Source organism: Maribacter sp. IgM3_T14_3, from assembly GCF_049603095.1.
GTDB lineage: Bacteria > Bacteroidota > Bacteroidia > Flavobacteriales > Flavobacteriaceae > Maribacter.
Genome location: NZ_CP187138.1, coordinates 904,546 through 922,924, shown reverse-complemented (window position 1 = coordinate 922,924; position 18,379 = coordinate 904,546). Strand labels below are relative to the sequence as shown.

13 protein-coding genes and 2 pseudogenes are annotated in these 18,379 nt (G+C 35.6%); 6 read left to right on the top strand and 9 right to left on the bottom strand.

Annotated elements, in window-relative coordinates; all coding sequences use genetic code 11:
* Positions 1–7 precede the first annotated feature (7 nt).
* Together ACPF9A_RS04245 and ACPF9A_RS04240 are read left to right on the top strand one after the other, a co-directional pair.
* Entirely contained in the window at positions 8–841 is an 834-nt protein-coding gene (locus ACPF9A_RS04245) for a mechanosensitive ion channel family protein (RefSeq protein ID WP_424001955.1), read from the top strand.
* Positions 842–959: 118 nt separating this feature from the next.
* Positions 960–1,508, top strand: coding sequence for a ClpP family protease (locus ACPF9A_RS04240; protein ID WP_424001953.1), 549 nt, complete (start codon positions 960–962; stop codon positions 1,506–1,508).
* 74 nt (positions 1,509–1,582) lie between these two features.
* Here ACPF9A_RS04240 and ACPF9A_RS04235 read toward each other — a convergent pair whose 3' ends face one another.
* The 3 genes from ACPF9A_RS04235 to ACPF9A_RS04225 form a co-directional block, all read right to left on the bottom strand.
* On the bottom strand, positions 1,583–3,529 hold the full coding sequence (locus ACPF9A_RS04235) for an OmpA family protein (protein ID WP_424001951.1): 1,947 nt from the start codon (positions 3,527–3,529) through the stop codon (positions 1,583–1,585).
* Between the two features lie 18 nt (positions 3,530–3,547).
* On the bottom strand, positions 3,548–4,450 hold the full coding sequence (locus ACPF9A_RS04230) for a PorP/SprF family type IX secretion system membrane protein (protein WP_424001949.1): 903 nt from the start codon (positions 4,448–4,450) through the stop codon (positions 3,548–3,550).
* 306 nt (positions 4,451–4,756) lie between these two features.
* On the bottom strand, positions 4,757–11,227 hold the full coding sequence (locus ACPF9A_RS04225; protein WP_424001947.1) for a Calx-beta domain-containing protein: 6,471 nt from the start codon (positions 11,225–11,227) through the stop codon (positions 4,757–4,759).
* Between the two features lie 314 nt (positions 11,228–11,541).
* Here ACPF9A_RS04225 and ACPF9A_RS04220 point away from each other — a divergent pair.
* Positions 11,542–11,852: pseudogene (locus tag ACPF9A_RS04220) on the top strand (transposase); the annotation flags it as partial.
* 12 nt (positions 11,853–11,864) lie between these two features.
* Positions 11,865–12,457 (top strand): annotated as a pseudogene (locus ACPF9A_RS04215) (IS3 family transposase); the annotation flags it as partial.
* A 7-nt stretch (positions 12,458–12,464) separates the two neighbouring features.
* On the opposite strand, the gene ACPF9A_RS04210 reads toward ACPF9A_RS04215, so the two are convergent.
* Positions 12,465–12,635, bottom strand: a complete 171-nt coding sequence (locus tag ACPF9A_RS04210) for a hypothetical protein (protein ID WP_424001945.1) — start codon at positions 12,633–12,635, stop codon at positions 12,465–12,467.
* 39 nt (positions 12,636–12,674) lie between these two features.
* On the opposite strand from ACPF9A_RS04210, the gene ACPF9A_RS04205 reads away from it, so the two are divergent.
* A complete protein-coding gene (locus ACPF9A_RS04205) occupies positions 12,675–12,809 on the top strand; it encodes a hypothetical protein (RefSeq protein WP_424001943.1) in 135 nt (44 codons plus the stop codon).
* Here the strand turns inward: ACPF9A_RS04205 and ACPF9A_RS04200 are convergent.
* Genes ACPF9A_RS04200 through ACPF9A_RS04185 form a run of 4 tightly spaced genes read right to left on the bottom strand, consistent with a single transcriptional unit; the run spans position 12,806 to position 16,444 of the window.
* Positions 12,806–14,338: a cryptochrome/photolyase family protein gene (locus ACPF9A_RS04200; protein ID WP_424001941.1), complete on the bottom strand. Its 1,533-nt coding sequence runs from the start codon at positions 14,336–14,338 to the stop codon at positions 12,806–12,808. The genes ACPF9A_RS04205 and ACPF9A_RS04200 overlap by 4 nt on opposite strands.
* Positions 14,339–14,365: 27 nt before the next feature.
* Complete coding sequence (locus tag ACPF9A_RS04195) at positions 14,366–15,661, bottom strand: DASH family cryptochrome (protein ID WP_424001939.1); 1,296 nt, start codon at positions 15,659–15,661, stop codon at positions 14,366–14,368.
* Positions 15,654–15,809 carry a DUF2256 domain-containing protein gene (locus ACPF9A_RS04190; RefSeq protein WP_424001937.1) on the bottom strand — a complete coding sequence of 52 codons (156 nt, stop codon included), beginning with the start codon at positions 15,807–15,809 and terminating at the stop codon, positions 15,654–15,656. The genes ACPF9A_RS04195 and ACPF9A_RS04190 overlap by 8 nt, the downstream gene beginning before the upstream one ends.
* Positions 15,809–16,444 carry a flavin reductase family protein gene (locus tag ACPF9A_RS04185; RefSeq protein WP_424001935.1) on the bottom strand — a complete coding sequence of 212 codons (636 nt, stop codon included), beginning with the start codon at positions 16,442–16,444 and terminating at the stop codon, positions 15,809–15,811. The genes ACPF9A_RS04190 and ACPF9A_RS04185 overlap by 1 nt, the downstream gene beginning before the upstream one ends.
* A gap of 153 nt (positions 16,445–16,597) precedes the next feature.
* On the opposite strand from ACPF9A_RS04185, the gene ACPF9A_RS04180 reads away from it, so the two are divergent.
* Positions 16,598–17,941, top strand: a complete 1,344-nt coding sequence (locus ACPF9A_RS04180; RefSeq protein WP_424001933.1) for an FAD-dependent oxidoreductase — start codon at positions 16,598–16,600, stop codon at positions 17,939–17,941.
* Here the strand turns inward: ACPF9A_RS04180 and ACPF9A_RS04175 are convergent, their stop codons facing one another.
* Positions 17,942–18,355 (bottom strand): DUF4174 domain-containing protein, encoded by a 414-nt coding sequence (locus ACPF9A_RS04175; RefSeq protein WP_424001931.1) that lies wholly within the window; start codon positions 18,353–18,355, stop codon positions 17,942–17,944.
* Between the last annotated feature and the right edge of the window lie 24 nt (positions 18,356–18,379).

The following is an 18,379-nucleotide window of genomic DNA, read 5'->3' as shown; positions in this document are numbered from 1 at the left end:
AAGTTATATGGATACAGTTGATAAGTGGAAAGACCTCACCTTCGAATCTTTAAGTAATATATTTAAAGATATTGCGTCTGCATTACCAGGAATTTTCGGAGCATTCATCGTTATTATTTTCGGTTGGATAATTATTAAAGTAGTCACCTTTATTTTAAGAAGAATATTTAAAGCCATCAAATTAGATAAAGCTTCTGAAAAGATTAATGAAGCAAAACTTTTCGGTGATGCCGATATCAAAATAGATCTACCTAAAATCATAGTCACCTTTATCAAGGTATTATTGTGGTTGGTATTCATTATTGTTGCCTCAGATATTATGGGCTTAACCATTATATCGACCGAAATTGCCAATCTATTAAGGTACTTGCCAATATTATTGTCGGCAATGATCATTTTTATGATTGGGCTGTTTTTAGCAAAAACCATAAAAGAAACTATTGTAAAAGTATTTGATTCAATTGGTCTTGGTGGAGGTAAACTGTTAGGCAACGTGTTGTTTTATCTAATTATCATATTTGTTAGTATTACGGCATTGAACCAAGCAGGTATAGATACACAGATCATCACTAATAACTTTACTATTGTACTAGGTGCATTCTTACTGGCAATTGCATTGGCATTAGGTTTAGGATCTAGAGAAATTGTAGGTGACCTATTAAGAACATTCTACTCAAGAAAAATTTATGAAATAGGGGATAAGGTTAAAATCGGAGATTTACAGGGCACGGTAATCGGTATCGATAATATTTCGATGATACTGAAAACAAAAACTGGGAAGGTAGTGATCCCTATTAAAAAGGTAGTAGAGAAAACAGTTACAGTAGAAGAACAATCCTAATCGAAAATTAACGTTTTTCATTTAGTAAGAACAGATATGGTAATAATTCAAAATGTTATTGCTACGTATGTTTATGAATTAATTCATTAATTTTGTTAGAGATAAATAAACTTAAAATATGAGTGCTAAAAAAGGAAAAATTCAGGAAGCCATAGATGAGAAAATGTTGGAGGAAAGAAAAGTCTTTCTTTGGGGTATGGTTGATGACGATTCTGCAAAACATGTAATTGACAGGTTGTTATATCTAGATATGCAGAGCGATAAAGAGATTCAGCTTTATATTAATAGTCCGGGTGGTTATGTTACTTCTGGTTTTGCAATGTATGATACCATAAAAGCATTAAAGAGTCCGGTTTCAACTATCTGTACAGGTTTGGCGGCATCAATGGGTTCTATCTTATTATCAGTAGGTAAAAAAGGAAGAAGATTTATTCAGCCACATGCTCAGGTAATGATTCACCAACCAAGTGGTGGTGCAAGAGGTCAAGCTTCTAATATTGAAATACAAGCAAGAGAAATTATTAAGACCAAAGAGTTAAGTGCACATATCTTAGCAGATAACTGTGGTCAAGATTTCGAAAAAGTTTTAAAAGATTTTGATAGAGATTATTGGATGAATGCAGAAGAGTCTATTAAATATGGTATCGTAGACGGTATTATGGAATAGATTATAGTAGCCTATAAAAATTAAAAAGTCCTTTACCAGATTGGTAAAGGACTTTTTTTGTGGTTGGTAATTAATTATTTAGATGCGATGATACCTTTTTTAATCTGCATAATCGGGAATTCTGTTCTTCTATTCAGCTCTAGTTCATCGGGTGTGCAGTCTTCTTTGCTTGTACATTTGTTAATAGGCATACGCTTACCATACCCTTTGTAAGAAACGATTCTATCAACTGATACTCCGTTTTCAATAAGATACTCATAAGTCGATTTCGCCCTTCTTTCAGAAAGGTCATCGTTGTATTCGTGACTACCTACAGGATCAGTATGCGCTTCTAGCTTAATAATCATATCTGGGTAGGTGTTATTCATTACACGAACTACTTTATCTAATTCTTTAGCGGCATCTGGTCTAATATCACTTTTATTAAAATCAAAATATATTTTATTCAATCCCGCTAATAATTTTAAATCCATAACAGGTTCAAGAACAATATCTTGTCGCATTATTTTTTGAGCCTTTGGTGTTGATGCTGTATTGAAATAAACGTTTTTATGAGGGTGCGTCTTTCTAACCGCCTCTATCATATAATTTGTTTTTCTATTAACAGGAAATCTATAGTACCCATTTTCATCTGTGGTCGTCTGTGCAACTAAAGTATTCGTAACTTGATCGTATAGAGTAACTTTAACACTGTCTAACATTTGGTTGTTAACACCATCGACAACATAACCTTCAACATCTAATGCTGGGGTAAATTTGAATTTGTAGATATCATCGCTACCAACACCACCTTCTCTGTTAGAACTTACGTAACCATCTAGTCCGTTCGGCAAACCGTAGTATGCAAAATCATCACTAGAACTATTAATGGGCGTACCTAAGTTAATGATATCAATAATTTCATCATCTTCATTAGAAATAGTTGAGAAAACGTCTAATTGTCCAAAACCAACATGGCCATCAGAGCTAAAGAAAAGCTTACCTTCTTCGTTGATGAACGGGAACATTTCGTTGCCTTCTGTATTTACAATAGGTCCGGCATTAATAGGTTCTTGTACACCACCACGCTCATGAATTTCAGCATAGTAAATATCGGTACCACCATAACCACCAGGTCTATCCGATGCAAAATAAATGCGTGTTCTCGCAAGATTCACAGACGGATGCCCGGTGGAATAGTAGTCACTATTAACCCTGAGGTTACTATTTTCTTCCCACTTACCATCAATAAATTTAGCCGTGTATATTTTTAAATTAATTTCATTGGAAACTCCGTAACCAGCTTTTTTGTCATAGAAGTTATTACGGGTAAAATACATAATTGTATCATTCTTGTAATCTGTAGAAAAGGCTACAGAGCTTTCATGGTATTTTGTATTGATATTCCCTTTTACTCGTCTAGGTTCAGACATAGGGTTATCTTCTTGAACGGCAAACAGATCTAACCACGGTTCGTCATTCCAACCATAACTTTCACCTGTAACTACATCTCTTCTTGAAGAGCTGAAGTACAAGTTTCCCATAAATCTATACACACCAAAATCACTGTCGGTAGAATTGAATGCGACAGGTTCTACTTCGTAACGTTGTCTACTATTGAATACTACTGAAGCTAAGTTGCCATCTTGTAAAAATCGCTTAACACGAGAATCGTTTTTATTGTATTTTTTATATTTTTTTAACCAAACTTCAGACTCATCCATATCTCCATTGGCGTATAAAGCCATGGCATATTTAAAATAGTAATCTGTTGGTAGCGTAGCATTATTTATAACTGCGCTAAAATGAGGAATAGATTTTTTATAGTCGCGTATTAGTAAATAACATTCTGCCAATTGCTGATGTGCATATTCAGCGTTGAAATCTGTCTCTATCATTCTTTCATACTCAGGTATTGCTAAAGAGTATGAGAATTTACTGAAATAATAATCCGCTTTTTTTTGTGATGCGACTTGTGAAAAGGATAGTTGAGCTACAATAAAAAATAGCATCAATAGAACAACATTTTTATAATTTTTCATCTTATCGATTTTAAATTATTAGAAATATCTAGGAGACTTAATAGGTCCTAATATCTTCTTGGTAAGTTCATAGATCAATATGATCTCATGTGTACCACCAGTATAAGGTCTTACTGCTGAGGTAGGTAGATCGTAAGCATAACCAACTCTAAAATCTCTAGATACTTGGTAATCCATCATTGCACCAAAGTTCGATGCATCGTTAACTCGATACGAAGTACCGATCCAAAACTTTTCGTTGAACAAAAAGTTTACGGTAAAGTCGTATGTTGCTGGCGCACCATTTGTAAATTTTGTGATAACGGTCGGTTTAAATTTAGTCGTTTCAGACAAGTCAAAAACTAAACCACCAATTGCGTAGTAACTATTACGTTCTATAGCTTCAAATTCCCCATCATTCAAATCTGTATTTAATATTCTTGGAGAAGAAATACCTGCATACCATCTATTGGAACCAATGTAGAAACCGGCACCAAAATTCGGGTTTATATTATTGAAATTAGCATTAAAGAACTGATCGTTAGGATCAGGGTTTTCTAAGTTGTAGCTAGTAAAACCACCTTTAAGTCCGAAACGCATTTTTACTTGTTGGCTAACAGGAACAGTATATGAGAAATCTCCGTAAAAGTAATTTGTACTTTCAAAACCTAACTTATCATTAATATAAGATACACCAATACCAATTTTCTCATTTTTTAAAGGAGAATGTATGGATAGGGTACTAGTTCTTGGGTTACCTTCTAAACCTGCCCATTGGTTTCTATGCAAAATAGTTGCATTCAATGTTTCTCTACTACCGGCATAAGCTGGGTTAACAGAAATGGTGTTGTACATATACTGTGTAAACTGGGGTAACTGCTGTGCGCTTAAAAAGGCACCTGTTAAAAGTAGAATGGCTAAAAGTAGATTAGCTTTTTTCATTGTTGTGTTTGGGTTTAGCTTTTTAAGCTATGTGTTAATGTATAAGTAGGTTATCTTATTGGTTACAAATTTAATAGCTCTTCTGAAGGATTTAAAAAATAACGGCTGACATCCCATATTATTCGTTCTGAAACAGCATCTTCGTTCAATTGATATATATATATATATATATATATATCGGATAAACTAGAATAGGTGTGTAAAAGTTCTATATGTATTATTTTATATCGAATATTTTTTTGTGAATGAAAATAAAAATACCACATCATTTTCATGATGAGGTATTATGGATTATATGTTTAAATTTTAATTAGTACCTATATAGATATATCCATTAAATGGTTCTAAAATGGTACCGGTGTTTTTATCGGTAGCCGTAATAATGTAATAGTACGTACCGGTAGGAAGCATTCCAGATTGTCCGAAAGAACCATCAGGAGATTCACCGCCCCAGTCATTCTGATAATCTTTTACCTCGGCAATTTTAGTACCCCAACGGTTAAAGATCATTACATCGAAACTGAAAGCACAATACTCAACGCCTCTGATTTCGAAGAAATCATTGACACCATCTCCGTTAGCGGTAACCGCTTTAGAAATTTCTATGTCACCTCTTCCACATGGTACACACTCCGTATCTACGATAACTGTAAAGTCAACATAGTATTTACATGTTCCCTCGGTAGAACTGTAGGCAATTTTATATTCTCCAGGCTCATGGTTTAGTGGGTCAAAGAAATTTTGCTCTAAAACCACATCACCTTCCAAAATCATGAACGTACCGTTACGGTCAAAATCTGCCGGTAGGTAGTTCAATAAATCAATTGGTTCTTCTTCGATACAAATGTTGATCGTAATCTCTTGCAATTGTGGTTGCAGAACAAAAACGATCTGTTCAAAAGAGGCAGTGTTACCACAAGAATCGGTAACGTTCCAAGTTCTAATGATCATGTAATCATCTGAACCATCAGCTTGTTGCGTTTCTTCATTGTAGACCACATCAAAATTACCACAGCCACCCGTGAATACCATTTCTGGAGCCTCAGGAATATCATCACCACAAATAATGGTCATCTCTTCTTCGTAAGGCTGACTCATAATTGGTCCTGTAGGTTCTACGGTAATTACCTGGGTATGTTCTACCATGTTACCAGCGCAATCAGTGGCTGTCCAAGTTCTGGTAACCGTATACCCTAGGGCACAGTTTTCGTCATTGGTAATCGTTTCAGTAAACGTTACGTCAATATTTGGCTCACAAGAATCTGTAGCAGTTAATGTAGATGCATCTGGTACCATGTTACATTCGACCGTCATATCTTGAGGTAGCGTTTCATTGAAGGTCGGTGCGACCGTATCTTCAATAGTAATTACTTGTGTATGTGTACGCACATTACCGACACAATCGGTAATCGTCCATGTTCTAGTAATAGTATACTCCGTAGCACACTCGTCATCTTGACCTTCAACTAACTCAGTATAATCTACCGTGATAGCACAATCGCTATCAGAAGTAATTACAAAAGCATCAGGTATTTCATCACAAGCTTCAATGGTAATATCTTCTGGCCAGCCCTCGTCACCGTCATTATCGATTATGGTAACGGTAGCGATATTATCGGATAGAATACCTACGATAGGACTTGAAATGTTCTCAAGAATTACATTGAACGTTTCTGGGTCTTCGATAAGAATATCATCTATTATAGGAATTACTATTGGCTGCGTGTTAGGATTGGTACCACCAAATGTTAACGTCTGCGAATTACGTGGAATACCCGTGTAATCACTAGCGTCTGCAGCAGAACCATCTACAGTATAGAATTCTACCGTAAATTCATCTTGAACATCTGCATTAAGCACCACATTTAAGGTAGCCGTACCTGCATCTTCATTCACTGTAACAGAAGTAGTATCAAATTGAACACCGTATAAAGATGGGTCAGCATCATTATCTATAATATTAACGGTCGTTGTATAATTTGAAAGAATACCTACGATAGGAGAGGAGATATCTTCCAGTACAATATTAAAGTTTTCTGTAAATTCAATTAGAGTATCATCAATAATAGGAATTACAATAGTCTGTGTATTGCTATTTGTACCGCCAAATGTTAATGTCTGCGTATCTTGAGGAACACCGGTGTAATCACTACCATCTGTAGTAGTTACGTCTACAGTATAATATTCTACCGTAAACTCATCTTGAACATCTGCATTAAGCACAACATCAATAGAAACGGTACCCGCATCTTCGTTTACATCAATTGAAGTAACATCGAACTCTACACCATATAAAGTTGGGTCAGCATCGTCGTCTGTTATAGTACCTATAGCGGTATCATCGATCATATTCAATAATGGATGCGATATAGCGCCTAACGTAATGGTTAGGTCTTCGCTAAATTCTATAAGCGCATCATTTACTATGGTAACAGCTACATTCTGTATATCTGAATCAGTTGTACCTGCAGGGAATGTTACATTACCAGAGGCAATAACAACAGAATAATCATCAGGAGAAATTGCCGTACCATCTGTTACGGTAAAGTCTACTGTAAATTCTTCTTGTATCGTTGGTCCTGTATAGGAAACTTCAAAATTAGCCATTCCGCTTGTGATATCTTCGGCTACCGTAAAATCAGCAACAGAAATACCTTCACTTGCGTCTGGCAAGTCGTTATCCGTAATAGTACCAACGGCGCTATCATCAATCATATTTACCAATGGATGAGATATGGTACCCAACGTAATATTTAAATCTTCGCTGAATTCCAATACAAGGTCATTTATAATGGTCACCTCTACAACTTGTGTGTCATTATTTGTTGTGCCCGCAGGGAATGTTACATTACCAGAAGCAATAACAACTGTGTAATCATCAGGAGAAATAGCGGAACCGTCCGTTACCGTAAAGTCTACTGTAAATTCATCCTGTATGGTTAATCCCGTATATGTGATTACAAAATCTGCAGTACCACTAGCGATATCTTCGGTAACCGTAAAGTCGGCCACGGAAATACCTTCACTAGCGTCAGAAGCATCATCATTTATAATTACTCCCGTAGCAGTATTGGTGGTGTCACCATCTACAAAACCTGTAACAAAACCGTTGACCGTAGTCAGGTTTGAAAGAACGACCGTGAAATTTTCGTCCGCTTCAATGATCGTTTCTTCGGTAACCTCAATAGTAATCGTCTGAACACTTATTGTATCTGTAAAGTCTATAGTTCCTATATTCGGAGTAAAGTCGGCTGCATCTGCAGAACCAACGTTGGTAGTATATTCTACCGTTACGGTTTCACCAGCAGGAATAACACCTGTATAGGTTACTTCAAAAGTGATTTCAGTAGTATCGGCAGTTGTATCACCTTCCAGTTCAGAAACGGTAAGTTGTGTAAACTCGACTCCATCACCAGGTAATGCATTATCATCGTTAAGAATAACACCTGTTGCAGTATTGGTCGTATTACCATCTACAAAACCAGTAACGAAACCATTATCGGTAGTTAAGTTCGAAAGAACAACTGTGAAGTCCTCATCGGCTTCAATGATCGTTTCTTCGGTAACCTCAATAGTAATCGTCTGAACACTTATTGTATCTGTAAAGTCTATTGTTCCAATATTCGGAGTAAAGTCGGCTGCATCTGCAGAACCAACGTTGGTAGTATATTCTACCGTTACGGTTTCCCCGGCAGGAATAACACCTGTATAGGTTACTTCAAAAGTGATTTCAGTAGCATCGGCAGTTGTATCACCTTCCAGTTCAGAAACGGTAAGTTGCGTAAACTCGACTCCATCACCAGGTAATGCATTATCATCGTTAAGAATAACCCCAGTAGCAAAACCATCAACAATGTTCACAAGATTGGTAGAAATACCTGTTAACGTAATAGTTAAGTCTTCATTGGGCTCAATAACATTATCATTAATAATAGTTACTTCTACATTTTGTGTATCACCGGTTTGAGTATTTGAACCAAAGGCTACACTATCAGAAGCTAAAGCAACAGTGTAATCATCACCGGCAATTGCCGATCCGTTAGAAACTGTAAAGTCAACATTGAAGGCATTTTGTACTGTTGGTCCTGTATAGGTTATTACAAAATTAGTGGTGCCACCAGCAACATTTTCTAGTACACTAAAATCTGCAACAGAAATACCTTCACTGGCACTAGGGGCATCATCATCGTTAATGAAACCATTAGCTGTTGCGTTATTAATTGGCACAAGCGGATTAGTGGTACTGTTAAGTGTAATCGTATATGCTTCTTGCGGTTCAATGATATCATCGTTTAAGATGGTTACTTCTATTTGCTTTACTTCATTATTGTTTCCATCAAAAGAAATAGTTCCATTGGTTATTGGTGTAAAATCGGTAGTGGTAGCGGTACCAAAATCGGTAGAGAAATTTACATCGAACCCAGAGGCATAGTTCCCTGTGAGGGTTACATCGAAAGTAGCAGTAACCCCGATACCTTCAGTAACAATTACATCGGTTTGGATGATAGAGAGTCCGTCTATAGCTGACGAATCATCATCGTTGATTCTTAATGCAGATCTTTCATTATTAATACTAACTCTAGAAGGTGATGTACCGTATTTTGATGCTTCTGCAGTGTTTATTGACGTAACACCGTCAAATATTTCTGTTGGTTCGATGATTACATCTTGTATTGTTGGTATATCGATATTAACCTCAGTACCTGTAACTGATCCCGCAGGAAAAGTAATCGTAGTACTAAAACCATTAAAATCTAAACCATCTGTAGCAGGATCAGTGGCGGTAGGAGAATTTTCAACGCTGAAATCAACAGTATATTCATCTTCAATACCTACATATTGATCTCCTTCACTATTCGTTCCTGTGGACAATACTAATTTGTACTGTATGGTTCCACCTTCTGTAATATCATAATTACCACCAGTTATGTAAGCAACATCAATATCTATGATTGTGCCTATTCCTGAAGTATCAATAATAGAGGTTATACCTGACGGATCGCTAATTGAAGCCGTAAATTCTTGGCTGGTCTCTACCCAATCATCATTAACAGCTAAAACATTAAAAGTGACACTTGTTTCACCTGCGGGCAGTGTAACGGATGTTGGTCCTGTAAAATCACTATTGGTTGTAGTTCCATTTACATATTGAATAGGAATATTAAGGGGTAATGTCAAAACCTGATTTATACTAATGGTAAATACCATATTCTGACCTTCTATCGCAGAACTATTGTCAATGGATAACAAAGGTTTTGATCCAATTTGAAAACATAATGAATCTATATGAGCTAAATCATCAATATTATTATAAAAACGTATATTTGCAAAAGCTGTACCAACTGGAGATATTGCACTCACCGAATTAAAGGTATAGACATCCAGACCTTGCGATGGGATATTTATCAGGGATTCAGAAATTTGAGAACTATCAGAATCTAGCCACTTTATCAGTACTTCTAAATCTCCGCTATTACCAGTTTCTTTCAACCAAAAACCTACATCTAAGGTTTCATTGGGATTAAAAGCAAAATTATCTACAACCACATTAGCACCTTTTGCAGGTAAAGAAGCAGCTCTATCACCTTCATAAATTCTACTTGGATTTGTTTCAAGGAAAGCACCGCTATTAAAAGTATATCCAGTAGTTCCATTTTCAAAACCGCTGTTGGCATTTAAACATTCTAATCCTTTTACATTTAATGTGACGGTCGAGATATCACACATACTTGTATTTGGTTCAGGTAAGCACAATTTGATTTCAAAAGTATCAATACCAGTAAAACCAGCCGCCGGGTTGTACTCGAACGTACCATCTGTACTAACGGTAAGCGTTCCATTAAACGGTCCATTACCAGTAGAGTGACTATATGTTGAGCCAACTGGCACATTGTCATTTGTACTTACATCCCCAATAAATAATTCTTCGAACTCCGGCTCAAACGTATCGTCCTGAGCATAGGTTTGCATCAAGAAAAATTTACCATCACCATGATCTAAAGTTGCTCCTGAATATTGTATTGCTGTAATTATAGATCCTATTGGTGCTAAATCTGAGAGTTTAAAAAGTGCTATTCCTATAACAGAGGTATTCTCATTGTTTCGACCACTATACCAATAGTCTACGTTAGTAGCGGGTGGTGATTGCGGATACGTTCCTTGTAGTCCTGAAGGATTATTTCTAACAAAAGTATGCCCAAGAAATTGTTCTGATCCACCTCCTGCAGGTATTCCATAGACTTCTATATACAAGCAGTTATTAGCCGATCTTTCTGTAACGGCCAAAACACCATCAGAATTAGAAGGGATGCCCGGTGAGTAACCTATGGTCTGTATCTGCCCATTGCTTGAGGTAACTGCACTAAAATCATTACAAATATTATCACCATTATCACCTGATTGAAAATAATAATTCAGGTCTAAGGATTGATATGCTTTTAAAGCCTCACTACTCCAATTTCCACTATCACTCCCCGATACTATTTCAGCGCCATTGCGCCTAATATTATTTTCACTATGACCAGCAGGACCTAGTTTTGTAAGTTCATAAGTTGAAGGAACAACGAAACTGTTGTAAACCGAGCCATCAATTATGATGGACTCAAGCGTTGCAGGATCATCAAAGTTTGTTTGGGTATCTGCCCAATTGAAAGTAACGCCAGAGGAAATTCCTTGGGCACTACTATCAAAGCCGGTAAAAAATATAAAAACAAAAATAACACATGAAAAGCACATACGCTTTTTGTTTAAAATGACATGTTTGGTAAAGTTTAGCATAGTTTGACAATTTTGGGAAAGCTGAAATTTTGTTTAGGATTTAAAGATTTTTAGGTTAAATTTCAAGATGTAAAGAAAGCCTAAAGAGTTTACCTGCGAAGTGTTGTTTGGCTTAACGTCTTAATTTTAACGGTGAGTGACAAATATCTCGATAAAGAGCATATTTTAAAGGAGAAAAAAAAAAAAAAAATAGATAAATATTTGCCTTTAGTCGACAAAGTGTTTAAAAATAAGCGTAAACTAGCTTTGGCCTTACTATATTAGATTGGACACCAAGTTGAGAGAATTGTTGTTACATAATTTAACTTTGAATTATGTCAAGACGAAAAAAGAATTACAATTTAGAGTTTAAGAAAAAGGCATTAGAATTAAGCTTTGCAAGAGGCAGCGTAACTCAGATATGCGAAGAGTTGGATATTCCTACTTCGGTATTGAGTCGTTAGCGAAGGGAGTCTAGTGAATATGGTAAGAATAGTTTTCCAGGTCGTGGGAAGCCAAAATTATCTGATGAGCAAAGAGAGATTGCTGAGTTAAAGAAAAAGTTACGGAATTCTGAATTAGAAAATCAGATATCAAAAAAGGCAGTGAGCATCTTCTCCGCGAACGACAGGAAAAATTTAGGTTCATGTAGCATCATAAATTTATTTTTACCACAGACTCAAATCATAATTATCCAATAGCTCCCAATATATTAAATCAGGACTTTACAGTTGAGAGGGGAAATCAAGTGTGGGTCTCTGATATCACTTATATTCAAACCAAACAAGGTTGGGTGTATTTAACGGTAATTATAGACTTGTTCCATCGAAAGGTAGTAGGGTTGGTCAATGAGTCAAACTTTAAGGCACTGGCGATATTATAGTTCCAGCTTGGAATATGGCTGTTAAATCAAATACCATTACTAAAGAATTGATATTTAATTCTGATAGAGGGTCTCCATATGCTAGTTATTGATTTACCAATATACTAAAAAGTTATAATAGTCTGGTAAAACAATCTAGGAGCAGAAAAGGTAATTGTTGGGATAATGCAGTGGCAGAATAATTCTTTAAAAGCTTAAAGGTAGAGTGGGTGTACAAACACAATTACAGCCTTAGATCAGGAGCAGAGTTGTCCATTTTTCAATGGATAGAAACTTGGTATAACAGAAGAAGGATACACTCCACTTTGGGGTATAAAACTATAGAAGAATTTGAAATAGAAATGTTTAATCAAAATTTAGCAGAATGACTCGCAACTAAATGTCCACTTTTTTGTTGTAAGTCCAGTCGAGGGCCTGTTCCTCAACGCCGACGCCGGTTTCGATTCCAAGTATTTCAGGTCGACCCTTGCCGGCAAGGACATCAATGCCAAGGTTTGTTTCAACAAAATAAACGGGAACACGGACACGGACGAATATTTTGACCAAAACCTATATATGACTAAAGATATGCGATAGAACTCACCTATGATTGGATATACAGCTTTCGCTCCCTGCCCAACAAGTTCGATACCACCAACGGAAAGCTGGAAAGAGTTCAATTATCTATCGTTAATGGTACTGGCACTAAAAAAGTTTAAATTAGTTCAGCAAGTAAACTAAAACTTTTCAGGATTTTGTATGACATCATTCGCACGTTCCTTTAAATCTGCCAATTCCTTTTTGTCTTTTTTTTCTAAAAGACTCATCATCATTTTCATACGGTGGTTATTACCAAAATGTTCTTTCTTTTCATTAAGAAAATTCCAGTAGAGCGCATTGAAAGGACATGCTTTTTCACCAATTTTTTTGGTGTGGCTATAATGGCAACCGCTGCAGTAATTACTCATTTTATTAATATAATTAGCGCTACTGATATATGGTTTTGTTGCTACGATACCGCCATCGGCAAACTGGCTCATACCTCTAGTATTGGTAATTTCAACCCATTCAATAGCATCTATATAAACCCCTAAATACCATTTGTCTACCTCGTCTGGGTCTATTTGAGTCAATAAAGAAAAATTACCAATGACCATTAGACGTTGTATATGATGAGCGTATGCAGTATCTAAACTTTGTCCAATAGCTTTTTTTAGGCAGTTCATTTTAGTATTACCCGACCAGAAGAAATCTGGTAATTTATTAGTGTTTTTTAATGTATTCAATTGCTTGTATTTGGGCATTTCTTTCCAGTAAATTCCCCTCATATACTCTCTCCATCCTAAAATTTGCCGTATAAATCCTTCTACTTGAGATATATTTATGTCGGTAGTTGTATCATAAAAGTGGTCTAAAACAGCATTTATAACTTCATGTGGCGATAGTATTTTCGCATTCATGGCGAAAGATAATCTAGAATGAAAAAGAAATTTTTCGTCATCATGCATTGCATCTTGATAATCGCCAAAATGCGGTAAAAGTTCTTTGCAGAAATAATCTAATGTGCTCAAACATTCTTCTCTCGTTACCGGCCATGCAAAAGATTTTGAATCTATGTTACCAATAGTTTGCACATTCGCATTCTTGATAAGTTCAATGATTTCATCTACATTTTTAATAAATTTTTTTTCTTTTGGTATAGGTGGCTGACCCTTCCATTTATTTCTATTGCTTTGGTCGTAATTCCATTTATCGCCTTCTGGTTGGTCATTTTGAACCATTATGTCGTGCTTTTTACGCATCATTCTATAAAAGCTTTCCATGACCATTTGCTTTTTACCGGTATAGAAATCTTTTAGCTCAGACCTGGTCGTATAAAAATGTTCGCTATCGTAATAATCATGAGCTATATCTAAAGAACTACAAATTTGTTGTAGCTGTTGGTCAAGTCTATATTCGTCTGGCAGTTGGTATTCGAATTGACTTGCATTAGTTTCGGCTATTGTATTTGAAATAATTTGCTCTAAATCTTGAGGGTTATTATCATCGTTAAGTTGGTAATACTTAAAATTATGCCCTTTTGCAGAAAGGTCTTCTTTAAAACTTCGCATTGCTAAAAAGAATGCCGTTACTTTCTGAATATGATGATTTACATAATCTGTTTCTTGCCTCATTTCAGCCATAACATAAGTAATATCATCATTTACCGAGGAGAACCACGAATGATTTTGATTTAATTGATCACCTAAAACTAAGCGTACTATTTTCATTTTTTTGTTTGTTATTTGGTGTTAAGGTTAGAACAATGTCTCTTGTAACCATAACCTTTGAAATTTTCCATTGGGATCATACATTTCTGCTTGTCGCTTTATATTGAATTTACGGTCTCTAGGGTCATTGCCAATGCCGCTGTTGTACATCCAATTTCCCCAATTGCTGTGAACATCATAGTCGATTAGCATACTTTCAAAATAAGCAGCGCCAATTCGCCAATCTTGTTCTAGTTCTTTAGACCAAAAACTAGCCACATTTTGGCGACCTCTATTGCTCATCCATCCGGTTTCTAGTAGTTCTTTCATGTTGGCATTTACAAAGGGTTCTTTAGTAGTGCCATTAATCCATTCTTTTTTGGCAATTTTAGTTGTATTCCAATTGTAGTCTTTCTCAAGTATACCGCCAATTTTAAATATGTTACTTTGATGCTTAAGCGAAACGTATTTAAAATAATCCCTCCAAATCAATTCAAAAATCAGCCAATACGTATCTTGATTTTTGATGATTTCTCTTTCGAATTTTTTTACTTCCCAGTAAATTGTTCTCGGTGAGATACTGCCGTTTGCTAACCAAGCAGATAATTTTGAACTGTAATCTATACCAATTAATCCGTTTCTGGTTTTCTTATAAAAACCTAGTTTTTTAGTTTCCCAAAAGTAATTTTGAACTCTCTTGAGCGCCTCTAGTTCTCCGCCTTTAAAAGGAAAAGCAGAATTAACATGTGTAGAGAAATTAGTGAAGCCAAGTTCTTTTAAAGTTGGAATTTCAGTTTCATTTACCACTAAGTTTTCATGAGACATTTTAGGTGGTAGTTTCGCTATTGGTCTTACTTTGCTAACTGCCTCACATTTTTTTCTGAAGTTTGTGAAAACATCGGGTATAGATTTAAAGTCATTAAAAGGTATGTCATCTGGGTGATATAAAAATTGATCATACACCTCATTGAATTTAACTTCAAAAGGGATTTTTTTCTTTATGTCGTTCAGTATCAAAAGCTCATCTCTTGTCCATTCTTTTTGCAAGAAAATAGTATCAATTGAATGATTCTCTATTAGATTAGGTAAGTAATCTGCCGAATTGCCGTGGTAAACAAAAAGCGGAATATTAAGTTTTTCAAGCTCTTGTTTTAATTGCTGTAAAGTTTCCAGTAGAAATTTGGCCCTATATTTTTCTGTTCTTTTGAATCCGAATTCATCGGTTTCAAAGAAGGAAGATTCAAAGCAATAAAAGCCGATAACCTTATTGCCTTTCATAGCTTCAACAAGCGACGAATTATCACGAACCCGTAAGTCGTTTCTAAACCAGATTAAATTATTCATGAATTTCCGTTTTCAGTTTATTACGTCTACATTTTTCTCCGCAGTACTTTACATCGTCCCAATTACGTTCCCATTTTTTGCGCCATGAAAATGGTTTATTACAAGTAATACAAATTTTTGTTTCTAGATTTACCTTTTTATGTGCCACTATAGTATATGTTTACTGGGTTCGTCTGGTTTTGCATAACCGAATCTTGCTAAAAGTTGAGGCAGGGCATAAGCATCTAAACCATTGATGGCAACAGTATTTGCTTTATCTAACTGCAACCAACCGTCATCGTGTAAAATATCATCAGGTAAATAAATATGCTCAATAGCACCAATTATTAGTAAACAACCATTCTCTTTAATTTCATATTCGTTCACATAGCTGCAACCCAATTTAATAGCGCTCTCTTTTACGTACGGAGCCTGAAAATTATCTAAATAAGACTCGGTTAAATTGGTTTTTGAAAACTCTGAAATATCTTCATCATAACTAGCGGCAGTATGGTGTGCATCTTCTATAATCGCTTCGTTGACCTGGTTGACAGTGAAGTATCCGCTTTCTTTAAAGTTAGCGTAGGTGTTTCTTTTTACGGTTAACGGTCTAAGAATAAACCCTAACATCGGCGGTGTACTACCGATATGAACTACAGAATTGAAAATAGCCAAATTGGTATTACCGTTACCAGATATAGAACCTAATAGGTTGGCAGATTTATACCCGGTACAACTATTGATTAAATGAGCTTTATATCTACTAGGCATTTTACCTAGGTCTTCTTTACTAAAATGTTTCAAGTCGTATATTTTGTTTAACAAAAATAATTAAAAATTGAACAGATATAAGCTCAATAAAGAAAATGATTTGCTTAGTTTCTCTCTTTATACAAGAAATGAAACCATAATTTCCTATTTTTAACATTCAATTAATGTTGGCTTAAAGCCTTGTACATGACCCAAGAAAAAAAGAACATTGCCATTATTGGCTCAGGCTTGGTAGGATCCTTGCTTGCTATATACTTGAAAAGATACGGACATCAAATTACGGTATTCGATAGAAGACCAGATATTAGAAATATAGAATTTTCTGGCCGATCCATAAATCTTGCGATGAGCAATAGAGGGTGGAATGCTTTGCGAGCTGTTGGTATTGAAGAAGAGATAAAAAAAATCGCCATACCGTTAGATAAGCGGGCAATGCATGTAATTGGTAAGCCAGAATATTATCAGAAGTATGGTAAGGAAGGAGAGGCTATATGGTCAATATCTCGTGGGGTACTGAATAAGCTCATGATCGATCTTGCCGAGAAGAATGGAGTGGACTTTCGTTTTGAAGAAAAAGTTTGGGATATAGATTTACCGGAAGCCAAAGTGTTTACCGGTGAAAGCGAAAAAGGGGAGTGGACAGAGTACCCGTTCGATTTGGTATTTGGTTGCGACGGGGCATTTTCAAGAGTTCGTCATAAAATGCAACGCCGTAGTGGTTTTGATTATTCTCAGAGTTTTATCGACGTGGGTTATAAAGAACTGACCATACCGCCGAATACAGATGGTTCACATAAATTAGATAAACATTCTTTTCATATATGGCCACGTGGTAAATTCATGTTTATTGCCATGCCCAATTTAGATGGAAGTTTTACCTGTACATTATTTATGCCTTTTGAAGGTGATGTCTCTTTTGATAGCATAAAAACTAAAAAAGATGCGGTTCATTTCTTTAATACCTATTTTCCGAATGTAATGGGTGATATAGAAAACCTTACAGAAGACTTTTTTAAGAACCCCACTAGCGCAATGGTAACGATGAAATGCTATCCTTGGACCTATTGGGACAAAGTTGCCCTTGTAGGTGACTCAGCGCATGCCGTAGTGCCGTTTTACGGACAAGGAATGAACGCTGGTTTCGAAGATATTTTTGTTTTGGATGAAATTATTAAGGAATTCGGTAATGATTGGGAGCGTATTTTTTCAACCTATCAAAAAAAGCGTAAACCGAATACTGATGCAATAGCAGAATTAAGCTATCGTAATTTTATGGAGATGAGCAGTAAAACTGCCGATACCAATTTCTTGCTCCAAAAGAAAATAGAAAAGCATTTTTCGGCAAAGCATCCAGAAAAATGGATACCAGCTTACAGTAGGGTAACGTTTTCAAACAGACCATACGCAGAAGCCTTGGCAGAAGGCGATGCACAAGAAAATATTATGAAAGAAGTCATGAAATTTCCAAATATAACTGAGAAATGGGATAGTGAGGAAGTTGAAAAGTTAATGCTAACGCTTATCGATTAATTACTTATTACTCCTCATTTCACTTTTACGCATTGGCATACTATCAATTAAATTACATAGTTTTTCTAAGTTAAAAGGATATGATGCTTTAGATTTAGTGCCACCATCTTTTCCTATTAAAATATAACCGTCGTACGATTTTGGCAATACAGCTGATTTTTTTATATCTGTAGTTGTTCTATTGGTGTTATAATATAGATGGTCTTTGTATACGAAAACTAGAATATCTCTTTCGGTAAGTATAGAAGCATTGTTGTCGATAATTTCCAAGGCATTTTTTACATGCTTCAAATTAGTGTCGTTTTCATATAGAATTACAATTCTACTTTTCCATTGAAAGTCCGATAAATCTTGAGCTGCCATATTAAAACTATGCATCATAATAAAAATGAAAATGATATTTAAAAATTTCATAATCATGAATTTAAACAAAAAAAG